The sequence below is a fragment of the Novosphingobium sp. FW305-C-111 genome (genome assembly GCF_058783565.1).
In genome coordinates this window covers 160,334-178,082 of sequence record NZ_JBYSYP010000007.1, presented here as the reverse complement: position 1 = coordinate 178,082, position 17,749 = coordinate 160,334, and the positions used below count along the sequence as shown (strand labels likewise).

The window sequence follows — 17,749 nt, the reverse complement described above, 5'->3', positions numbered from 1 at the left end:
ATGTTTGCCGACATTTCCCACGAGCGCCAGCAGTCGCTGCTTCGCCAGCGCAACCTGTTTGCGCTCACCAGCGCCGGCCTCGGCATCGCGCTGGTCGTGGCGACCAGCCTTGCCGCGACCCGCGACCGCGAAGTTGTGCTCGTCCCGACTGTTCCTAAGCAGCTCACGGTCAGCAGTGCGGGCGTCGAGGCCGATTATCTCGAACTCGTCACCCGCGATGCCGCTCTCGTCCTCCTCAATCGCAGTCCCGAAGGGCTCGACTACTGGATGAACGAGATCCTCAAGCTGGCCGACCCGGCAAGCTTCGGACAGCTCAAGGCCGAGCTTGTCCGCATTGTCGACGAACAGCGCGGCTCCGACGTTACCCAGGCCTTCGTCATCCGCTCGATGACCGTCGATCCCAAGGGCCTGACGTCCGAGGTTTCGGGGACGCTCAAAACCTTCGTCGGCGCGCAGGTCATCGCGAGCGATGAGCGCCGCTTTCGCTTCAGCTGGACCTACCGCGGCCTGCGCCTCGCACTCGCAGGGTTCGCCCAGCTGCAACCTCAGGACAAGACCAAGGAGGGCCAGTGATGGCTTATCGATCCCGTTTCCCCATGCGTCGGGCGTGGCTTGGTGCAGGCGCAATTCTCGCGCTCGCCGGCAGTCCGGCAATCGCCGCCGACCAGTTCAAGCAGGCTGCCGATGGCGCCGGCATCGAATGCGCGGTCTCGGCGCGCGAGCTGACCCGCTTCGCGCTTATCGACGATCAGTTCGCCAGCGTGTCGAAGATCTCGAGCGGCACGCCGTACAATGATTTTGCCGTCACCAACGAACCGCTGCGCGGCGACATCTATGTCTCGGTGCCCGAGACCTATGCCGCGCGATCGATCAGCTTCTTTGCGACGACCAGGAAAGGCTACGTCTACAAGGTCTCGTGCCAGGTCGAGCCGATCCCGGCGGCGCAGGTTTTCGTCACCAACCCCGCGATCGCGAATAGCCAAGCGGCAAGCTGGGAGAGCGAAACCCCGCTCGCGACCAGTGCCGTCCGGCTCGTCCAGGCCATGGCAGGTGACCGGACGATCGAGGGCTTCGAGATCCGTCAGTCCTCGGCTCTGCCCGCGCGGGTCGGCGATCTCGAGATCCAGCTGCTCGCAGATTATCGCGGAGCAAGCCTTGCCGGAAAGGTCGTTCGCGTCACCAACCGCGGCGCCAAGCGCCTGACGCTCGCCGAACGCGATCTGGCGCCAAGGGACACTCTCGCCGTCTCGATCATCAATCCCGCGCTCGATCCGGGCGCGAGCACGACCGCTTTCGTGGTCGGCGCGAACGGGGAAAGCAGCCATGACTGAACCACGCGATACCGCTGCGCCAATCCAGGCCGAAGCGGCGCAGCCGTCGGAACTGACCGGTCTCAATGCCCGGACGGCACGGCGGCAGAAGCTGCTGCTCGGCACACTTGGCGCGCTCGCGCTCGTTGGCGGCAGCTGGTTCATTCTTGGCGGTGACGACAAGGCGAGGTCTGACGACCAACAGGCCGCGCAGACGATCGACACGGCGGGGCTCGTCAACCGTGACCTCTCCCAGCGCGAGTTCGTGGCCACCTACGGCAACCGCCTCGATGCGGTGACGCGCGAGCAGAAGGCGCTCAAGGACGCTGCTATCCCGCGCGGCGAAATCGACGCGCAGCTCGCGGCGCTCAAGGCCGAGAACCAGGCCATGCGCGTCGACGGGCAGGCGGCGATCGACGCGATCTCCGCGGAGAATGCCGAGCTCAAGTCGCGTCTTGCCGCCCAGGCCACCGCGCCTGCGCCGGCCGTGCCGCCACCCGCCTATGGCCCGCGGGCCGGCAGCTACGATGCGCGTGCCCGGCAAGCCGCAACCGCGCCTCCGGGCACGGCGACTGCGTCTGGCGAGGCCATGATACCTGCCCCGGGCGAAGTGAAGCTGATGAGCTTTGGCTCCGACAAGGCGGGAACCGGCGGCCTGCGCGTGGGCCGGCCCGAGACTCCGCCCGTCGTGGTCGAGGACTCGCCTGACTATCTGCCGCCCAATTCCTACGCTCCGGCGCGGGTGATTGTCGGGGTCGACGCTTCGGCAGGGGTCGCCAGTCAGACCGATCCCCTGCCCGTGGTGCTGAGGATTACCGGCCCTGCACGCTCGGTGATGCAGAATGGCAAGGTGCTGACCACCCGCATCCAGGGCTGCGTGGTCAACGGCGCCGCGCGAGGCGATCTCTCCTCCGAGAAAGTCTACGTGAAATTGGCCCGTATGACCTGCGATCAGCCCGGCGGGCGGGTCGCGGTCAGCGAGGTCAAAGGCTTCATCAGCTTCGCCGGCAAGTCCGGTGTGCGGGGCCGCGTTGTCAGCCGGGAAGGGAGTCTCGTCAGCCAGGCCCTGCTCGCCGGAATCATCGGCGGGTTCGGGCGCGGCTTTTCGGCCAACGCCAACAGCGTCTTTTCGGCCACGCGCACCAACCCGGACGGTACCCGCTCCCAGCTTTCGCCAACCGACATTCTCGGCGGCGGGCTCGGCCAGGGCGCCGCGGACGCCGCCGATACGGTCAGCAAGTACCTGATCGAGCGCGCCGAACAATACCAACCCGTCGTCGAGATGCCGACCGGCATCGATGTCGAGATCGTGTTCCTCGACGGCGTCTACGTGAGGAATTCCAAATGATCGAAGAACCCCAAAAGGGCCCTCGCCGCTGGCTGCGGCCCGCCTTCGGCCTCGCGGCTGTTGTCGCCCTCTCCGCGGCGACTGGCTGGGGCGTTGCGAGCCTCGCGTCGCCCACCGCTGCGCCTGACACCGCCAAGGTGCGCGCGGCACTCAAGCTCCGCCTGCCCAAGACGCCGATCGACGCGATCGTCTGCGAGGGCCTCGGCGGCCTGTGTGAGGTCGCATCCAAATCGACGCTGTTCTACGTCGACCGGGCCGCGAAATATCTCGTGATCGGGCGGATCTACGATATGGAGGCGCGCCAGGATCTGACGGCCGCGCGGCTGCTCGCGCTCAACCCCGACCTGCTGGCAGCCGGCGCGGCGCGGCGCCAGGGGGCGGGTGCTGGCACGGAGGACGCAGCGCCCCCGCCGCGCGGCGCACCGCAAAAGGTCTCGCTCGCCGGGCTGCCTGCGGGCGGCGCGATCACCTGGGGACCCGCCAATGGTCCGAAGGTCGTCGTCTTCTCAGACTTCCATTGCGGCTACTGCAAGAAGCTCAAGGCCGAACTGAAGGCGATCGGCGCAAGGGTCGAGGAGCGGCCGATCTCGATTTTCGGGGCGGAAAGCCGCCGCGATGCCGAACGCGTGCTGTGCTCCCCGCGCCCCGAGGTCTCGCTGCACATGGCCTATTCTGGGCTGGCGCTCGCCAATCCGAAACCCTGCGACACAAGCGGGCTCGATGCCAACGAGGCCTTTGCGCGGGCTCACGGCTTCGGCGGCACCCCGGTCATCGTCCGGCCTTCCGATGGCGCCGTTCTCGAAGGCTACCGGCCCGCGGCCGCGCTCCGGGAGTTCCTGCGCGCCGCTCCTGCCCCTTCCCGCAAAGGATGATTTCCATGGCTTTCTCAACACGCCTCCTTGCCTGTGCCGGCCTCGCCGCCCTCACCACCGGCTGCGCCACCTTCGGCACCAATGTCGAAGGCGACTTCAGCTGCCGGGCACCCAAGGGCGATTGCGCGCCGTCCCACGTGATCGACGGCCGCGCCACCGGCACGCTCGATACCAATGGTCCGGCTCAGGCCCAGCCCCGGGTGCCGGTGGGCGTCGCGGCCGGCGATACGACCCGCACGTCCGAGCGGACGCTCCGGATCGTGTTTCCTGCCCATGTCGATGCGTCGGGCACCCTGCATGACGAAGCAGTCGCCTGGGCGGTGGTCGAGAACCCGCGCTGGGCCGCCGAACTGCGCCGCAAGGCAGGCGATGAGGCAGCGCCGCCGCTGATGCGGCAGCTGCGCCGCCAGCTCAAGGCGGCCCAGGCGAAGGCCGACCAGGTGAAGGCAGGCCAGGCCGACGAAGCGGTCAGCCAGAAACCCGATGCCTTCGATCCTGCCTCGCCCTTCTCGCTTGCCTCGCCGCCCCCTGAAGATGCCCCCGTTGCCTCGCCGCTGGTCCTCCCCTCCACGGCGCGCGAGGCCGTTGCCGGTGCCAAGGCACCGGCGGTCGAGGGGTTCGACATGCCGCCCCCGCATGATCGGACCCCTCGGCCTTCGCCGGATACCGCGCCGATGACGTTCCCGAGCGTCGAGGCGATCGAGGCGGCCAAGTCCGCTGTTAGGCCCTCGGGTGCCGCTACTCCCGACAAGGAGCGCAAGTGATGGCCGAGCAGTTCAAAACCGTCGTTGACCGGCTGCTGAGCGGCCTGCTCGGCGATGCCGAACATGCCGAGAGAGACCGGCCGCAGCTCATGGTCGACATGCTGTCCGATTGGCTGCCCTATCGGGTCTATGATCCGGCGAGCCGGCTTTACTTCAATGCGCGTTCGAAGGGCTTCGTCCTTTCAGTCACGCCGCTGATCGGAGCGGACGAGCGTACCGGCGAAATCCTCGGGGCCTTTTTCTCCGAAGGATTGCCGGCGGGCGCGTGCCTCCAGGTCCTGCATCTGGCGAGCCCGCGCATCAGCCGCATCGTCGCGCCCTGGTTTGCGCCGCGCTACGTCCAGGGCGGAGTCTATGAGGCGATCGCCCGTCACCGCGCAAAGCGCCTCTATGGCCTGGTCTGGGAATCCGGATCGGCGGACGCACCGTTTCACGCGCGCCACCATCAGGTAATTGTCTCGGTCGGTGTACCCGCGGCGAAGGCGGTCAGCAACGAGGACCTGAAGCAGACCCGCGACGGCCTTATCGCCATGCTGAAGTCGCTCAATCTCGGCGTCGCCGAAGTGGGACCGCAGCAGCTCATCGCCATCCTCGACGACCTGACCTCGCCGACCACCGCTCCCCAGGATGATGCAGTTCCCTACAATCCCAATGATGCGATCGCGGCCCAGGCAATCCGGCACGACATCGAACTCGTCGTGCAGGAAGACCGTATGCGGCTCGTGACCGAGCGTTTCCGGCCGACCGGCAAGGTCGACGATGGCGTTCCCGAGATCGGCACCGTTTATCCTGATGCCTTCGATGTGCGGCATTTTGCGGTGCGCAACATGCCGTCGCGCTGGGCACCGTGGGAATGCGCGCGGCTCATCGGCGACCTCTTCACCGACAAGCTGCGCTTTCCATGCCCCGCCGCGACGATGCTGTGCCTCGTCTATCCCGATCAGGAGGCGGCAAGCGCCAAGGCCGGTTTCAAGTTCATGCGCACCACCAGTCTTGCCGGTACGCGCAGCGCCCGCTTCCTGCCACGGATCGGCGAGCAGGCGGCCGAGTGGCAGCATGTGCAGTCCGAACTGCAGGAAGGCCGCCGGCTCGTGCGGGTCTTCTACGGCCTCACGACCTATTCGCCGCTCGGCCAGGGTGACCGGCATGAACGCGCGATCAAGTCGATCTACAAGGCGGCGGGCTGGGATCTGGCCGACGAACGCTACCTGCAGATCCAGGGGCTGCTCGCCGCCATGCCGCTGACGCTGGCCGATGGGCTCGGCGCCGACATGGAACGGCTCAAGCGGTTCAAGACGGTGCTCTCGACGACGGCCGCCAACATCGCGCCGATGCAGGGCGAGTATCTCGGCAGTGCCCATCCCCACCTCCTGTTCGTCGGCCGGCGCGGCCAGCCCTTCTTCTGGTCGCCGTTCGAGAACGAGGCGGGTAACCACAACGTCGCCATTTGCGGCAAGTCGGGCTCGGGCAAGTCGGTGCTCCTGCAGGAAATGTGCACGGCGCTGCGCGGTGCCGGCGCGCAGGTCGTTGTCATCGACGATGGCCGCAGCTTCGAGCATTCGGTGAAGCTCCAGGGCGGCCGGTTCGTCGAGTTCACGATGAAGGCGGGTTTCTGCCTCAACCCGTTCTCGATGATCGATGCGGTTCGCGCCGCCGACGACGAAGACTATCGCCTCGACTGCTTCGGCATGGTCAAGGCGATCGTCGGCCAGATGGCACGGCACAGCGCGAAGCTGACCGATACCGAGCACGGGCTCATCGACCGGGCGGTCAACACCGTCTGGAGCGAACAGGGCGTCGCTGCGAGCATCACCAGCGTCGGCGAGGCCCTGGTGGAACTCGGGAGCGAGACGGCCGGCGACCTTGCCACTGCGCTTGCCCCCTATATGACGGGCGGCACTTACGGCGCCTTCTTCGAAGGCCAGGCGAGCCTCGACCTCGATGCCGACTTCACGGTCTTCGAGATGTCGGACCTTGCGAGCCGCGAGGAACTGCGCGCGGTCGTGCTCTCGGCGATCATGTTCATGACCAGCCAGGCGATGACCCGCAGCCCCCGCCAGATCCGCAAGCTGCTGCTGATCGACGAGGCCTGGTCGATGCTGAAGGGCGGTTCGATGGGCGAGTTCGTCGAGACCTACGCCCGGACCTGCCGCAAATATGGCGGCGCGCTGGCGACCGCCACCCAGTCGCTCAACGACTATTACAAGTCCGATGGGGCGACCGCCGCGCTCGAAAACAGCGACTGGATGCTGATCCTGCAGCAGAAGCCCGAAACAATCGCCGATTTCAAGGCCAGCAAACGCCTCGACATGGACGACCGCACCGAGACGCTGATCCGCAGCCTGAAACGCTCGGGCAGCGACTATTCGGAAGTCTTCATCAAGGGGCCGGAGACCGAGGCGATCGGCCGGCTCGTGCTCGACGACTATTCGGCAACGCTGTTTTCGAGTTCGCCCCAGACTTTCGCCGCGATCGATGCCGAGATCGCGCGCGGCCACCAGCTCGCCGATGCCATCGAACGCATCGCCTTCGCCAACCGGACCTGACCATTTCAAGCAAAGGACTACCACGCCCCATGCCTCTTCATCTCGTCTCCCCGTTCGACCGGGCGCAGGAGCCCCAGGCGGACGACAGCTTCGACCCCATGCCGCCCGGCAGGAGCTGGCGCGTGCATGCTGCCGACGTCTGTTACATCGTCCTTCGCGGCAGCCTGTTTCTCGCCTCGAGTTACCTCATGGCGCTTGGGCTGCCGCTGCTGTTCTTCCTCGCGATTTCGGGCGGCGACCCGCAAGCCTTCTTCGCGCATCTAGCCAACATCGCCGACCGGTTCCTTGCCGCCGATGCGGGCCGCAAGATCGGCTTTCTCTCCGAATTCAAGTTTGTCCTGATTGGCCTCGCCACGCTCGTCGTCGTCTGGCGCATGCCGCGCTTCATCCGCGAGCTCGAGCAGGAACTCTCGGAGGAAAAGCTGTGAAGAACATTTTGGCAACATTGCGGTCGGGCACGCGTCTCCCGGCCATCAACATGACGGCGCTGACGCTTGGGCTCAGCATGGTCGCATCGACGCTTTGGGGCGTCTGGGCGACCGACAAGCTGCTCACCCTCGAAAAGCGTGAAGTGGTCACGGTCCAGCTGAGCCGGATCATGGGCGACTTCATCGAGGCCGAAGCGCGCGCCGGGCGCCCGCCCGAGGAAACGAAGATGCGCGTCCAGGCCTATCTCAAGGCCGTCGAAGCCTCGGTGGAACGGCTCGGGCGCGAGGGGCGCACGGTTCTCGTCGCCGAAGCGGTGGTGGCCGGGAGCACGCCGGACCTTACGCAGTCGGTGCGCGCCGATGTCGTGCGCCGGATGGGAGCCATTCCCGATGCGCCCCGCTGACTTCCTGTCCCGCTCGCCCACGTGGCGCCGCCTCGCGCTCTGGACCGGGCTTGGCGCCGGCGCGCTGGCGCTGTCCTCGCTCGCCGCCTTTGCCCAGGGCCATGCGCTGATGGTCAACGTCAGTCCGAGCCTGCCCTACTGGGCCGTCTGGCTGACACGCGGCGCGGTGCCTCACCGCGGCGACATCATCCTGTTCGATCCGCCCGCCTCGCCGCTTCTGGCGAAGCATTTCGGAGCTGAGCCCAAGCCTTTCGGCAAGCGGGTGAGCGGGGTGCCCGGGGACATCGTGACCGAGAAGGATCGCGCCTACTTCGTCAACGACCGCCTGGTCGCCAAGGCCAAGCTCAAGAGCCGCCTTGGCGAACCGCTGGCGCTCGGTCCGACCGGGAGAGTTCCGCAAGGCTGCTATTTCGTCACGAGCGAACACAAGGACGGGTTCGACAGTCGCTACGCCGCGATCGGCTGGATCTGTGGCCCGCGCATCCTCGGGGTCGGGAGGGCGATCCTGTGAAGAGGCTCACATTCCCCATATGCGCTACCGCGCTCGCGCTCATCGTCGCAAGCCAGGCATCGGCTGGCGATTACGGGCAGCATGGCACGGTTTGGCCGGTAATCGAACCGGACCTGCTCCAGCAGATTCATGCCCGCCTCACGCAGCTCGAAAAGACCGGCGAGACCGCACGGCTGAACGAGGAGTTGAAGCGGAGGACGATCGCGCGGGTCAACCGGCCCTTGCCCGTGCCCGGCTTGACCCTTGCCTCGGCGGCACGCAGCTGGCGCTTCGACCCGACAATCACGGTCGAGCGCAACATTGCCGACGACAAGGGCCGGGTCATCATTGCCGCTGGCACACGGGTCAATCCGCTCGACACTGTGCCGCTGCGTAATCCCTTGGTCTTCCTCGACGGCGACGACCCTGCCCAGCTCGCATGGGCGGCGCGCCGTTATAGCGCCACCAAGGCAAAGCTCATCCTGGTGCGCGGCGCACCGCTGGAACTCATGAAGTCCCGCCAGCGGCGCTTCTATTTCGATCAGGGCGGCACGCTCGTGAAGCACTTCGGCATTCGCGCCGTGCCCGCGACCGTCGAGCAGCAGGGGCGCGTGCTGCTCATCACCGAGCAGCCGGTTAGCGTCAAGGAGCGCACGCCGTTATGAACAAGAGACATCGCCTGTTGTTATGGATTTGCGGGGCATTGCTTCTCGCCAGTCTGAGCATCGTATCGAGCCCTCCGGCCCAGGCTGCGGCCGGTCCTGGGCGCTGCACCGGCAAGTTCGTCAACCCGATCACCGACATCTGCTGGTCGTGCCTGTTTCCGATTTCGGTCGGCGGCCTCAAGATCTGGCCCTCGAGCCGGCCGGACACCGACAATCCCGACCTGCCGGTCTGCCTTTGCGGCCTCAGGCCCGGCATTGCCATGGGGTTCTGGGAGCCGGTCCGGCTCGCCGACGTCAGCATGAAACCGTGGTGCTTCGTCAACCTTGGCGGAATGGAGCTCGATCCGGGCTTCGACATCGGCTTCAAGTCGATGGCGGGACCATCGGCGATCGGCGGCAACACGCAGTACAATTCGCAGTGGCACGTCCACTGGTACGCCTATCCGCTGATCTACTGGATGGAGATCGTCGCCGATTTTCTGTGCCTCGATTCCGGTTCGATCGACATTCTCTACATCACCGAGATCGACCCGCTATGGCAGGACAGCGAACTCACCGCGATCATCAATCCTGAAGCGGTGCTCTTCGCTAACCCACTGGCGCTCGCGGCCTGCGCTGCGGACTGCGTTGCGGCAACGGCCAAACTGCCGACCGATGAGCTGTTCTGGTGCGCCGGCTGCCAGGGGACGATGTATCCGCTCAATGGCAATGTCTCGGCGACGATCGGCCATGTCCAGGCCTCCCGGCTCGCGCTCGCCCGTTTCTCCTACAAGCTCCACCGCGAACTCGTCGCCTGGGGAACGATGGGCAGCAAGGGCCTGTGCGGCAAGTATCTGATGCCGGTGATGCGCAAGCAGCAATACCGCTTCCAGGCCACCAATCCCAATCCGCAGACCAAGGGCCGCTATGCCTGCGCGCCCATTGGCGCCTCAACCACCTTCATGTCGGCAGGCCAGGTCTATCCCGCCATTGGCGAGGACATGGGCTATCTGGTCTGGCGCAAACGGAACTGCTGCGCGCTATGAAAACACTTCCTCATCTCATTGTAATTGCGTCGCTCGCAAGCATTGCTGGCTTGGCTGGCGCGGCCGCGCAAACGGCTGAGCCGGACCTCGATCTCGCGGCCATCCGCGCCCGGGCAAGCGCCGAATCAGGCGAGGCTGATGCGCTTGCGGCGAATGCCCGCGCACGCGCCGAGGCATTGGCGCGCGAGGCCAGGGCAAGCGCCGATGAGGCCCAGACGCACGGCCGGCGCTACACCGGCGAGGCAGCGAGAAGCGCGAAGCCCGAGCCGGCGGTCACGTTCGATTTCGACCGGATGGTTGCTGACGCCGGAACCATGACGAGCGAAGCCATGGGCGAGGCGCCACGGTTCATTGCCTTTGCGTCGCTCTCGATGCCGCCTGCCGCGCTGCGCGCGATGATCGAGGACGTGACCCGCGCAGGCGGCGTCGTGACCTTGCGCGGTCTGCCAGGCAACAGCGCCAAGGCGCTGACGGCCGCGCTGGCGAAGGTAGCGAAGCCGGGCGAGCAGCTTGACGGCGTCGGCATCGATCCGCGCCTGTTCCGCGCGTTCGGGATCGAGGCGGTCCCTGCCTACGTCGTCACCAGCAGCGATTTTGACCTCTGCGATGGTTTCGACTGCCGGACCGAGGTCCCGCCGCACGACCGCATGAGCGGCAATGTCAGCGCGGCCTACGCGCTGGAGACTTTTGCCCGCGGCGGCGGCCCCGGAGCCCTGCTCGCCGCCCAGCACCTAGCCCGCCTCGAAAGGCCCGCTCCATGAAACCGCTATTTCTGTCACTCGCGTGCTTCGGCGCGATCCTGCTGAACCTGGCCGGGCCACTGCATGCCCAGACCACGACCGATGCCGCCAAGGCGGATGGCAAGGCCTTCGGCCGGGACAAGGCCGCCGCAGCGCAAGGCGCGGCGACGACGAACCCCGACGCCAATCGCGTGCCCAATTTCGGCGGCGTGCCCGGCCAGTCGGGCTATTTCGACGATCCCGACCGGATGAGCCGCGAGGCGGCGAGCCAGGCTACGACCAACACCGGCTACCGGACCATGCGGGATTCGAGTGCAAGGCGCGCGCGGTTCGCGCCGCAGGATCTCGATGCGACCATCGCGCGCAGCAATGTCATCAGCGATGACCCGCTTGCCTATACCAGCGGGATGGCCATCGGCGGCTCGCAGGGCCGCTGCGTGCCGCTTCCGCCGGGCAGCGGCACCGCAGCCCGCTACATGGCGACCTGCAACGTCGGCTACACCGCGACCCAGGAAACGCGGACCTGCCCCGTGACATTGACCGCGCGGGTCGAGCAGCGGCAGGTCTACGGCTATTACTGCGTCGGCGGCAGCGGGGTCGATCCGGCCTCGGTCTACAACTGCAACCGCTACCCGGCACCGCAGTGCACAGTCACGCAGTCGTACCCGATCAATCTGTGCGATCCTTATTTCGGGATCTACTGGGGCTGCAATTCGGGCGACCTCAGGGTCGATCTCGTCAGCTGCACCGCGCCGGTCGATGGCGCCACGCCCTACACTGTCACCGGCGGGAACGTCGTCACGACCACTCGCGACGACAGCCAGTGCGCCGGCCTCGCGGCTGACAGTAGCTGCCAGCAAGACACCGAGACCTGCACGGATAGCGATCCGGTCACCCGGATCGTGGATGGCATCGCCGTGACCCAGCCCTGCTGGGCCTGGTCGCGCAGCTACACCTGCGCGCAGTTCACGGAAGCGCAGGACTGCCAGACACTCGAGAGCACGCCGGGTTGCACGCTGGTGCGCGAGGATTGCCTGGCCGGCGAGCCCTGCCGGACCTGGGAGCTGGTCTATGACTGCCCGGTCCCGGACCAGCCCGCGAGCACGAACCAGTTCATCTGCGATGGCGATGTCTACTGCATCGACGGATCGTGCGAAACGATCGAGCGCGAGGCCAATGACGAGTTCAAGGATGCGGTCGTCGCCTTGAACGCGATGAACCAGGCGCGGCGCGAGTTCGATGCCGACACGCTCACCCTGTTCAAGGGCACGCGCGAGACCTGCTCGTCGAAGGTGTTCGGCGTGCTCAACTGCTGCAAGGGCAAGGGCTTCCCGCTGATCCCTGGCATCCAGTTGCTCGTGGCGCTCGGCTGCAGCCGCGAAGAGATGCTGCTCCACCAGCGCGATGCCCAGGGTCTGTGCGCCTATGTCGGCACTTATTGCTCGGACAGCTTCCTCGGCGTCTGCCTGACCAAGAAGAAAGTCTACTGCTGCTTTGAATCCAAGCTTTCGCGCATCCTGCAGGAACAGGGCCGCCAGCAGCTGAACAAGCCCTGGGGCAAGCCCAAGACCGAGCAGTGCCTCGGGTTCACCATCGACGAATTTGCACGGCTCGATCTCTCGAAGATGGATTTCAGCGAGGTCTATGCCGAGTTCACCGACGCCGCCCGCCTGCCCGACGAATTGCAGGCCACCCAGGAAATCCAGCAGAAAATCGAGGATTACTATGCCCGCGCACGCCAATAAGGCCGCCCGGCGGCGCCTGGCCGTCTGCCTCGCTCTCGCAGCCGTTTGGCCGGCCATGGCTCTGCCGGCCCATGCCGAAGAGCCGCCGCTGGTCACGACCGGAGACAGTCAGGACAGCTTCTACTGCGAGGAGCGCCGGCTCGGATACTGGTTCTATTGCGCCAGACCCAGACCGCCCGAACGCGAGATCGCGACGCCCGCCGCGAGCGCGACGAGCCAGCTCGATGCGATCACCGCCCAGTTGCGCGAACTTAAGGCCAAGGCGATCCTCGAGCCGACCCCGTCCAATGTGACGGCCTACATCCGCTTCCAGCGTGCGCAGCTCGACCGGGCTTCACTGTTCAGCGATGTCTGGCAGCGCGCGATCTGGCAGGATCCCGAACTCGATTACACGCTCCAGCGCCCGGTCTCGACGCTCGGCAAGCGCCAATGGCAGGACTCGCGCAATGCCGAGCGCAACGCCGCCATGGCGCAGCTCTCCGAGCGATATGGCCTGTTCTATTTCTTCGCCCAGAGCTGCGGCGCCTGCGAGGTCATGTCGCCGATCGTCCAGGGCGTCGCCTCGACCTGGCACATCACCGTGCGCGCGATCTCAACCGACGGCGGTCCGTCGCGCCATTTCCCGAACTACACAGTCGAGACCAACCAGCGCACCCGCATGGGCCTGGAGCCCAAGATCACCCCTGCGGTGGTGCTCTGGGATGCCCTCAAGGGCCAGCCCATCCCCATCGGTTACGGCGTGATGTCCGCCGATGAACTCCAGGACCGCATCTACCTCCTCACATCGAAGGAAGCCGGACGTGACTATTAGGATGAGACGCCCAGAGACAGCGCTGCTCGCCGCGATCCTCGCGGCCGCCCTCCCCCTTACCAGCGTGTCGGCCGACGTCGGCAGTTCGATGGACTCGTTCCTGAACGATGTCGGCGGCGCGGCCAACGTCAATGGTCCGACCGCGTTCCAGGGCCAGTCTGCCGGCTATTACAGCCTCGGCAATGTCTGGACGCGCTTTCCGCAGAAGACGACCAACATCGCCAATCTGCAACTGCCCCGCGCCCGCGCCGGCTGCGGCGGCATCGACATTTTCGCCGGCAGTTTCAGCTTCATCAACGCGAGCGAGATCGTGGCGATGCTGAAAGCGGTTGCCAACAATGCCGTTGGCTTCGCCTTCAGCCTGGCGATCGACACGGTCTGCCCCGAATGCTCGAAGATCATGCAGGAGTTCAGCCAGAAGGCTCAGCTCATGAACAATCTCAACATCAACTCCTGCGAGATGGCGCAGGGGCTGGTGGGCGGGATCTGGCCCAAGGGCGATCTTGCCGACAAGGCGATCTGCGAGGCGATCGGCAATTCGGAAGGGATCTTCACCGACTATGCCGCAGCCAAGCACGGCTGCGGCACCAAGGGGCAGCGCTCCAGCACGACGGCACACGGCTCGGGCAAGTACGACGATGTCAATCCCGGGGTGGCGCGGAACTACACCTGGACCATCCTCAAGAAGTCGGCGTTCTTTTCGCCCGGCGGCCAGTTCGACGAGGAACTCGCCGAATATGCCATGACGCTGCTCGGCACGATCATCTACGTGCCGCCCAAGGACGACGAGCCGGGCAAGTTCGTGCCGATCGTCGGCGAGGCTTCCTCGACGCTTGTCACCTCGCTGCTCGACGGCACGAGCAATGGCAACGTGCTCATCTTCGACTGTGACGAGACCGACAAGTGCCTCGACCCGGGGTTCAAGTCGCTCAGCCTGCCGGCATCGAAGGCGCTGCGGCCGCGCGTGGCGGCGCTCATCGCCGGCATGGTCCAGGCGATCCGCGACGATACGGCCATCAGCGAAGAGCAGAAGGAACTGCTCCAGGTTGCCTCGATCCCGCTCTACAAGATCCTGACCGTACAGGCGGCCTATGGCCGGGGCATGCCGACTGACGATCGCGAGACCCTCGCCGAGATCGCCAGTGTCGACCTGCTGTTCGCGGTGCTCGACCGGATCGTCAGCGAGGCGGGCCGCTCGATGTCGAGTTTCATCGGCGCCGACGAAGCCAAGATCGCGATGTGGCAGAACCAGGTCAACGTCGTGCGCCAGGCGCTCGCTGACCGGCAGGCCAACACTCATCTCAAGGTCAACGCGGTCCTGCAGATCATCGAGAAGACGGCCTTCATCGAGAACGTCCTCGCCGCTTCGATGTCGCCGGGCATGGCCGCCTCACTCGACTGGTCGCGCGGCGTCCAGACCCGCGCCCTCACCCACTGATCGGACCAACCACACCCAGGCGAGACAACAGACATGGTCGAGATTTTTACGGTCGGCGGCGGCGACTATCTGGTCAATGTCTTCCAGGCCGTCGCTGCCTGGACGGGCAATGGCGGTTACAAGAGCCTCATCCAGGTGGTCATGGTAATGGGCCTTGGCCTCTCCGCCCTGACGCTCGCCTTCAATCAGGACTGGCGCGCCTGGATCAACTGGTTCCTCGGCGCGACGCTCATTTACTCCTGCCTGATGGTGCCGCGGCTCGACGTCCATGTGACCGACCGGCTCAATCCCAGCCTTGCGCCTGCCAATGTCAGCAATGTGCCGCTCGGGCTGGCGCTCATGGCGAGCTTCACCAGCCAGGTCGGCGACTACCTGACGGGCTCGGCAGAGGTGGTCTTCGGCTTGCCGGGCGACCTCAACTATTCGAAGAACGGCATGATCTATGGCGCGCGGCTCTACGATGCGACCCGATCCCTGCGCATCTCCGATCCCGAATTCGCCGCCAATCTCGACGAGCATTTCCGCCAGTGCGTCTTCTACGACGTCCTGCTCGGCCGCTACTCGATGAAGGAACTGGCGGAGAGCAGCGACATCTGGACGACGATCGCGCCCGGCAGCCAGGCCCGCGCGCAGAGATTCCTCACGCGCGACGCCGCATCAGGTCAGGTCAGCTCGAACATTGTCACTTGCCGCGATGCCTACGACACGCTGAACGCTCAGTGGGCCGGGCTGGTCGACGCGATGGGGACGGTGTTCGGGCGGCAGCTCTATCCCAACCAGACAGCGGCGCTTGCTAAGGCGAAGCTCTTTGCCGACCTGCCGGTCGCCTACCAGTACCTGACCGGCGTTTCGGCCAATGCGACCGAGATCTTCAAGCAGACGCTCACCATCAACGCGATGAGCCAGGCGATGCACTCGATGTCGGGCAGCAGCGGCGCAGGGAACGTCGACGTCTATGCCCAAACGCGCGCCGACATCCAGACCGAGCGAACATATGGCTCGATCGCCAGCAACGCGATGAAGTGGGTTCCGCTTCTGAACGTCGTACTGACCGTGCTTTTCTACGCCCTGTTCCCGGTGCTCTTCCCGTTGTTCCTGCTCCCGAAGACAGGTCCGATCGCTCTCAAGGGGTATGTCACCGGTTTCTTCTATCTTGCCGCCTGGGGACCGCTCTTCGTGATCCTCCATATGATGCTGATGTACAAGGGCGCGGCCGATATGAGCGCGGTCACCGGCAGCAATGGTCTTAACCTTGCCAGCTTTACCGGCATGGCCGACGTCAACAGCGACATCGGTCTCCTGGCAGGCTATCTCATCGCCTCGGTGCCGTTCCTTGCGGGCGGCGTCGCCAAGGGCGCCATGGCAATCTCGCACCACGCGACCAGCTACCTCAACCCGAGCCAGAACGCGGCCGAGGAAGCGGCGCGAGAGGCCAGCACTGGCAATGTCTCGCTCGGCAATACCAGCTTTGAGAATTCGAGCGTGCTCACCCGCCAGTTTGCGCAAGGAACGATCGCGCCCAGTTTCACCTATGGCGCCGCCCAGACGCGCACTTTCAGCGAGACCGGTTCGATGACGACAAGTTTCCCCGAAGGCAGCTATGACCAGCTTCCGACCTCAAGCTATCCGTTCACGCCGACGCTGGGCCAGGAGTTCACCGCGCGCCTATCGACGATGGCTTCGCAAGCCAGGTCGAACAGCGAAACCTATGCGAACGTCGCCACGGAATCGACCACCAGCGCCGTGACGAAATTCCGCGAACTCAGGGACCAGTTCAGCCGCGGCTCAGCGTTCGAGAGAGCAACAGGGACATCCAACTCCGACAGCATCCAGACTGCATTCAGCGAGGTCGACCAGGCATCAACCAATCTGCAACGCCAGTTCGGGCTCTCGCGCAGGGCCGCCGACGATATCACCGTAGCGTGGTTCTTGAATGGAGAAGCTGGCGCGAGCGCCGGTGTGACAAACGGCGTCGCTTCCGCGAATATTGGTGCCAAGGGAGGACGAAACCAAGCGTGGACCGACAGCGACATTGGCATCGCGTCGGAGGACCGCTCGCGAATCTTCAGCAGCCTTGCCCAGATGTCCGACAGCCGTAACTGGTCGAGCACGCGGGACGGGTTTGTCCGATCCGTCAGCACATCGAGCAGCTCGTCGATCTCGACCACGGCGAGCGGCATGAACGCGTCGCTCACCGAAGCGCAAAGCTACAGCCGCGAGGCGCGCCGCGCCGAGGAACTCGCTAACCGCCTCGAAAGCCAGGCTTCGTTCTTCGAGGGTAACAGCGCGGCCGGAAGCCTCAATTTGTCTCAGGCCTATCGTGAATGGGGCTTGGTCGAAATCGAGCGCAACCGCGACTTCTACGGCAATGTGCGGTTCGACGACGTGACCTTCCAACTCAGCCCGGAAGGCCAGGCGCTGCAAGCCAAGTTCGTTGAAAGGTATTCCGAGCAACTGCGCGATGGGATCGAAGACCGCCTCGTCTTGGCTCCCGGGAAACCGATATCTCGACCGACGACTTCTGGCGCGGGTTCAGTTCGCGGACGCGCACAGATCGATGGAAGCGGCTACGGTGCAGTGCCGCAGGTGGATCCCGGCAATATCCATGAAGAGGTTGAACGTGCTCAGACTACCGGTCGTCAGAGGATCCACGGATCCAGAGGGCGACTGGACGCCGTTACCAAGGGAGCGCAAGGCGCAAGTGCTGAGGCCGCAGATGACGTCAAAGAATGGTGAATAGTCAGCCCTTTAAGGCATCCCAATAAATGACGAACCCCGCGAAAATTGCGAGAATGAGTATCACTGCGATGCTTAGAGCTCGTGACCATGGGTCAGCCCAGGACTTCTTGATTCGATATTCCGTCAGGCGGTTGTCGCGGATCGCCTGATCGATTTCGGACAGCCCTTCCCACTTGCGGGTTTCGTGCGCCTCGGCGTTCTCAAAGTCGAAATTCGTCATGATGGCGTTCATCTCTTTCTCCTTGGAACATAGCAGAAACACGAGGCTGGCATAGGAATTTCGATACGACCCAGTCAAATCCATAGCCTCGCTGCAACCTCTACTCCGGTGGTGCTGCCTCGAACGTTAGTAGAGTCGCAGGAATCAGGCTATTAAGCAGGATCAGTTGCTGGCCCTTCAGGTGCCTGCGACGGCGAAGGCTTC

At 65.2% G+C, this 17,749-nt stretch carries 17 protein-coding genes; 16 read left to right on the top strand and 1 reads right to left on the bottom strand.

Annotated features, from left to right (window positions below):
* The 16 genes from AC3WLD_RS10420 to AC3WLD_RS10345 are packed head-to-tail and all read left to right on the top strand — an operon-like array spanning position 1 to position 17,322.
* The gene (locus tag AC3WLD_RS10420) at positions 1-573 is read left to right on the top strand and encodes a type IV conjugative transfer system protein TraE (RefSeq protein WP_492556892.1); all 573 of its coding nucleotides are present in this window, start codon (positions 1-3) and stop codon (positions 571-573) included.
* Positions 573-1,331: a type-F conjugative transfer system secretin TraK gene (locus AC3WLD_RS10415; protein WP_492556891.1), complete on the top strand. Its 759-nt coding sequence runs from the start codon at positions 573-575 to the stop codon at positions 1,329-1,331. The genes AC3WLD_RS10420 and AC3WLD_RS10415 overlap by 1 nt, the downstream gene beginning before the upstream one ends.
* On the top strand, positions 1,324-2,658 hold the full coding sequence (locus AC3WLD_RS10410; protein WP_492556890.1) for a TraB/TrbI/VirB10 family type IV secretion system protein: 1,335 nt from the start codon (positions 1,324-1,326) through the stop codon (positions 2,656-2,658). Before AC3WLD_RS10415 ends, AC3WLD_RS10410 begins: the two co-directional genes overlap by 8 nt.
* Entirely contained in the window at positions 2,655-3,530 is an 876-nt protein-coding gene (locus tag AC3WLD_RS10405; protein ID WP_492556889.1) for a DsbC family protein, read from the top strand. Before AC3WLD_RS10410 ends, AC3WLD_RS10405 begins: the two co-directional genes overlap by 4 nt.
* Positions 3,531-3,535: 5 nt before the next feature.
* Positions 3,536-4,294 (top strand): conjugal transfer protein TraV, encoded by a 759-nt coding sequence (locus AC3WLD_RS10400; RefSeq protein WP_492556888.1) that lies wholly within the window; start codon positions 3,536-3,538, stop codon positions 4,292-4,294.
* Positions 4,294-6,840, top strand: a complete 2,547-nt coding sequence (gene traC, locus AC3WLD_RS10395; RefSeq protein ID WP_492556887.1) for a type IV secretion system protein TraC — start codon at positions 4,294-4,296, stop codon at positions 6,838-6,840. The genes AC3WLD_RS10400 and traC overlap by 1 nt, the downstream gene beginning before the upstream one ends.
* Positions 6,841-6,869: 29 nt before the next feature.
* Positions 6,870-7,268, top strand: coding sequence for a hypothetical protein (locus AC3WLD_RS10390; RefSeq protein ID WP_492556886.1), 399 nt, complete (start codon positions 6,870-6,872; stop codon positions 7,266-7,268).
* Between the two features lie 50 nt (positions 7,269-7,318).
* Positions 7,319-7,672: a type-F conjugative transfer system protein TrbI gene (locus AC3WLD_RS10385; RefSeq protein ID WP_492556885.1), complete on the top strand. Its 354-nt coding sequence runs from the start codon at positions 7,319-7,321 to the stop codon at positions 7,670-7,672.
* Positions 7,659-8,183: a S26 family signal peptidase gene (locus AC3WLD_RS10380; RefSeq protein WP_492556884.1), complete on the top strand. Its 525-nt coding sequence runs from the start codon at positions 7,659-7,661 to the stop codon at positions 8,181-8,183. The genes AC3WLD_RS10385 and AC3WLD_RS10380 overlap by 14 nt, the downstream gene beginning before the upstream one ends.
* Complete coding sequence (gene traW / locus AC3WLD_RS10375) at positions 8,180-8,827, top strand: type-F conjugative transfer system protein TraW (RefSeq protein WP_492556883.1); 648 nt, start codon at positions 8,180-8,182, stop codon at positions 8,825-8,827. Before AC3WLD_RS10380 ends, traW begins: the two co-directional genes overlap by 4 nt.
* Positions 8,824-9,852 (top strand): conjugal transfer pilus assembly protein TraU, encoded by a 1,029-nt coding sequence (traU, locus tag AC3WLD_RS10370; RefSeq protein WP_492556882.1) that lies wholly within the window; start codon positions 8,824-8,826, stop codon positions 9,850-9,852. Before traW ends, traU begins: the two co-directional genes overlap by 4 nt.
* A 50-nt stretch (positions 9,853-9,902) precedes the next feature.
* Positions 9,903-10,613, top strand: a complete 711-nt coding sequence (trbC, locus tag AC3WLD_RS10365; RefSeq protein WP_492556881.1) for a type-F conjugative transfer system pilin assembly protein TrbC — start codon at positions 9,903-9,905, stop codon at positions 10,611-10,613.
* On the top strand, positions 10,610-12,337 hold the full coding sequence (locus AC3WLD_RS10360; protein WP_492556880.1) for a conjugal transfer protein TraN: 1,728 nt from the start codon (positions 10,610-10,612) through the stop codon (positions 12,335-12,337). The genes trbC and AC3WLD_RS10360 overlap by 4 nt, the downstream gene beginning before the upstream one ends.
* On the top strand, positions 12,318-13,148 hold the full coding sequence (locus tag AC3WLD_RS10355) for a conjugal transfer protein TraF (protein WP_492556879.1): 831 nt from the start codon (positions 12,318-12,320) through the stop codon (positions 13,146-13,148). Before AC3WLD_RS10360 ends, AC3WLD_RS10355 begins: the two co-directional genes overlap by 20 nt.
* A 1-nt stretch (position 13,149) precedes the next feature.
* The gene (locus tag AC3WLD_RS10350; RefSeq protein WP_492556878.1) at positions 13,150-14,586 is read left to right on the top strand and encodes a conjugal transfer protein TraH; all 1,437 of its coding nucleotides are present in this window, start codon (positions 13,150-13,152) and stop codon (positions 14,584-14,586) included.
* Positions 14,587-14,619: 33 nt separating this feature from the next.
* Complete coding sequence (locus tag AC3WLD_RS10345; protein ID WP_492556877.1) at positions 14,620-17,322, top strand: conjugal transfer protein TraG N-terminal domain-containing protein; 2,703 nt, start codon at positions 14,620-14,622, stop codon at positions 17,320-17,322.
* Between the two features lie 4 nt (positions 17,323-17,326).
* On the opposite strand, the gene AC3WLD_RS10340 is transcribed toward AC3WLD_RS10345, so the two are convergent.
* On the bottom strand, positions 17,327-17,557 hold the full coding sequence (locus tag AC3WLD_RS10340; protein ID WP_492556876.1) for a hypothetical protein: 231 nt from the start codon (positions 17,555-17,557) through the stop codon (positions 17,327-17,329).
* Positions 17,558-17,749 lie beyond the last annotated feature (192 nt).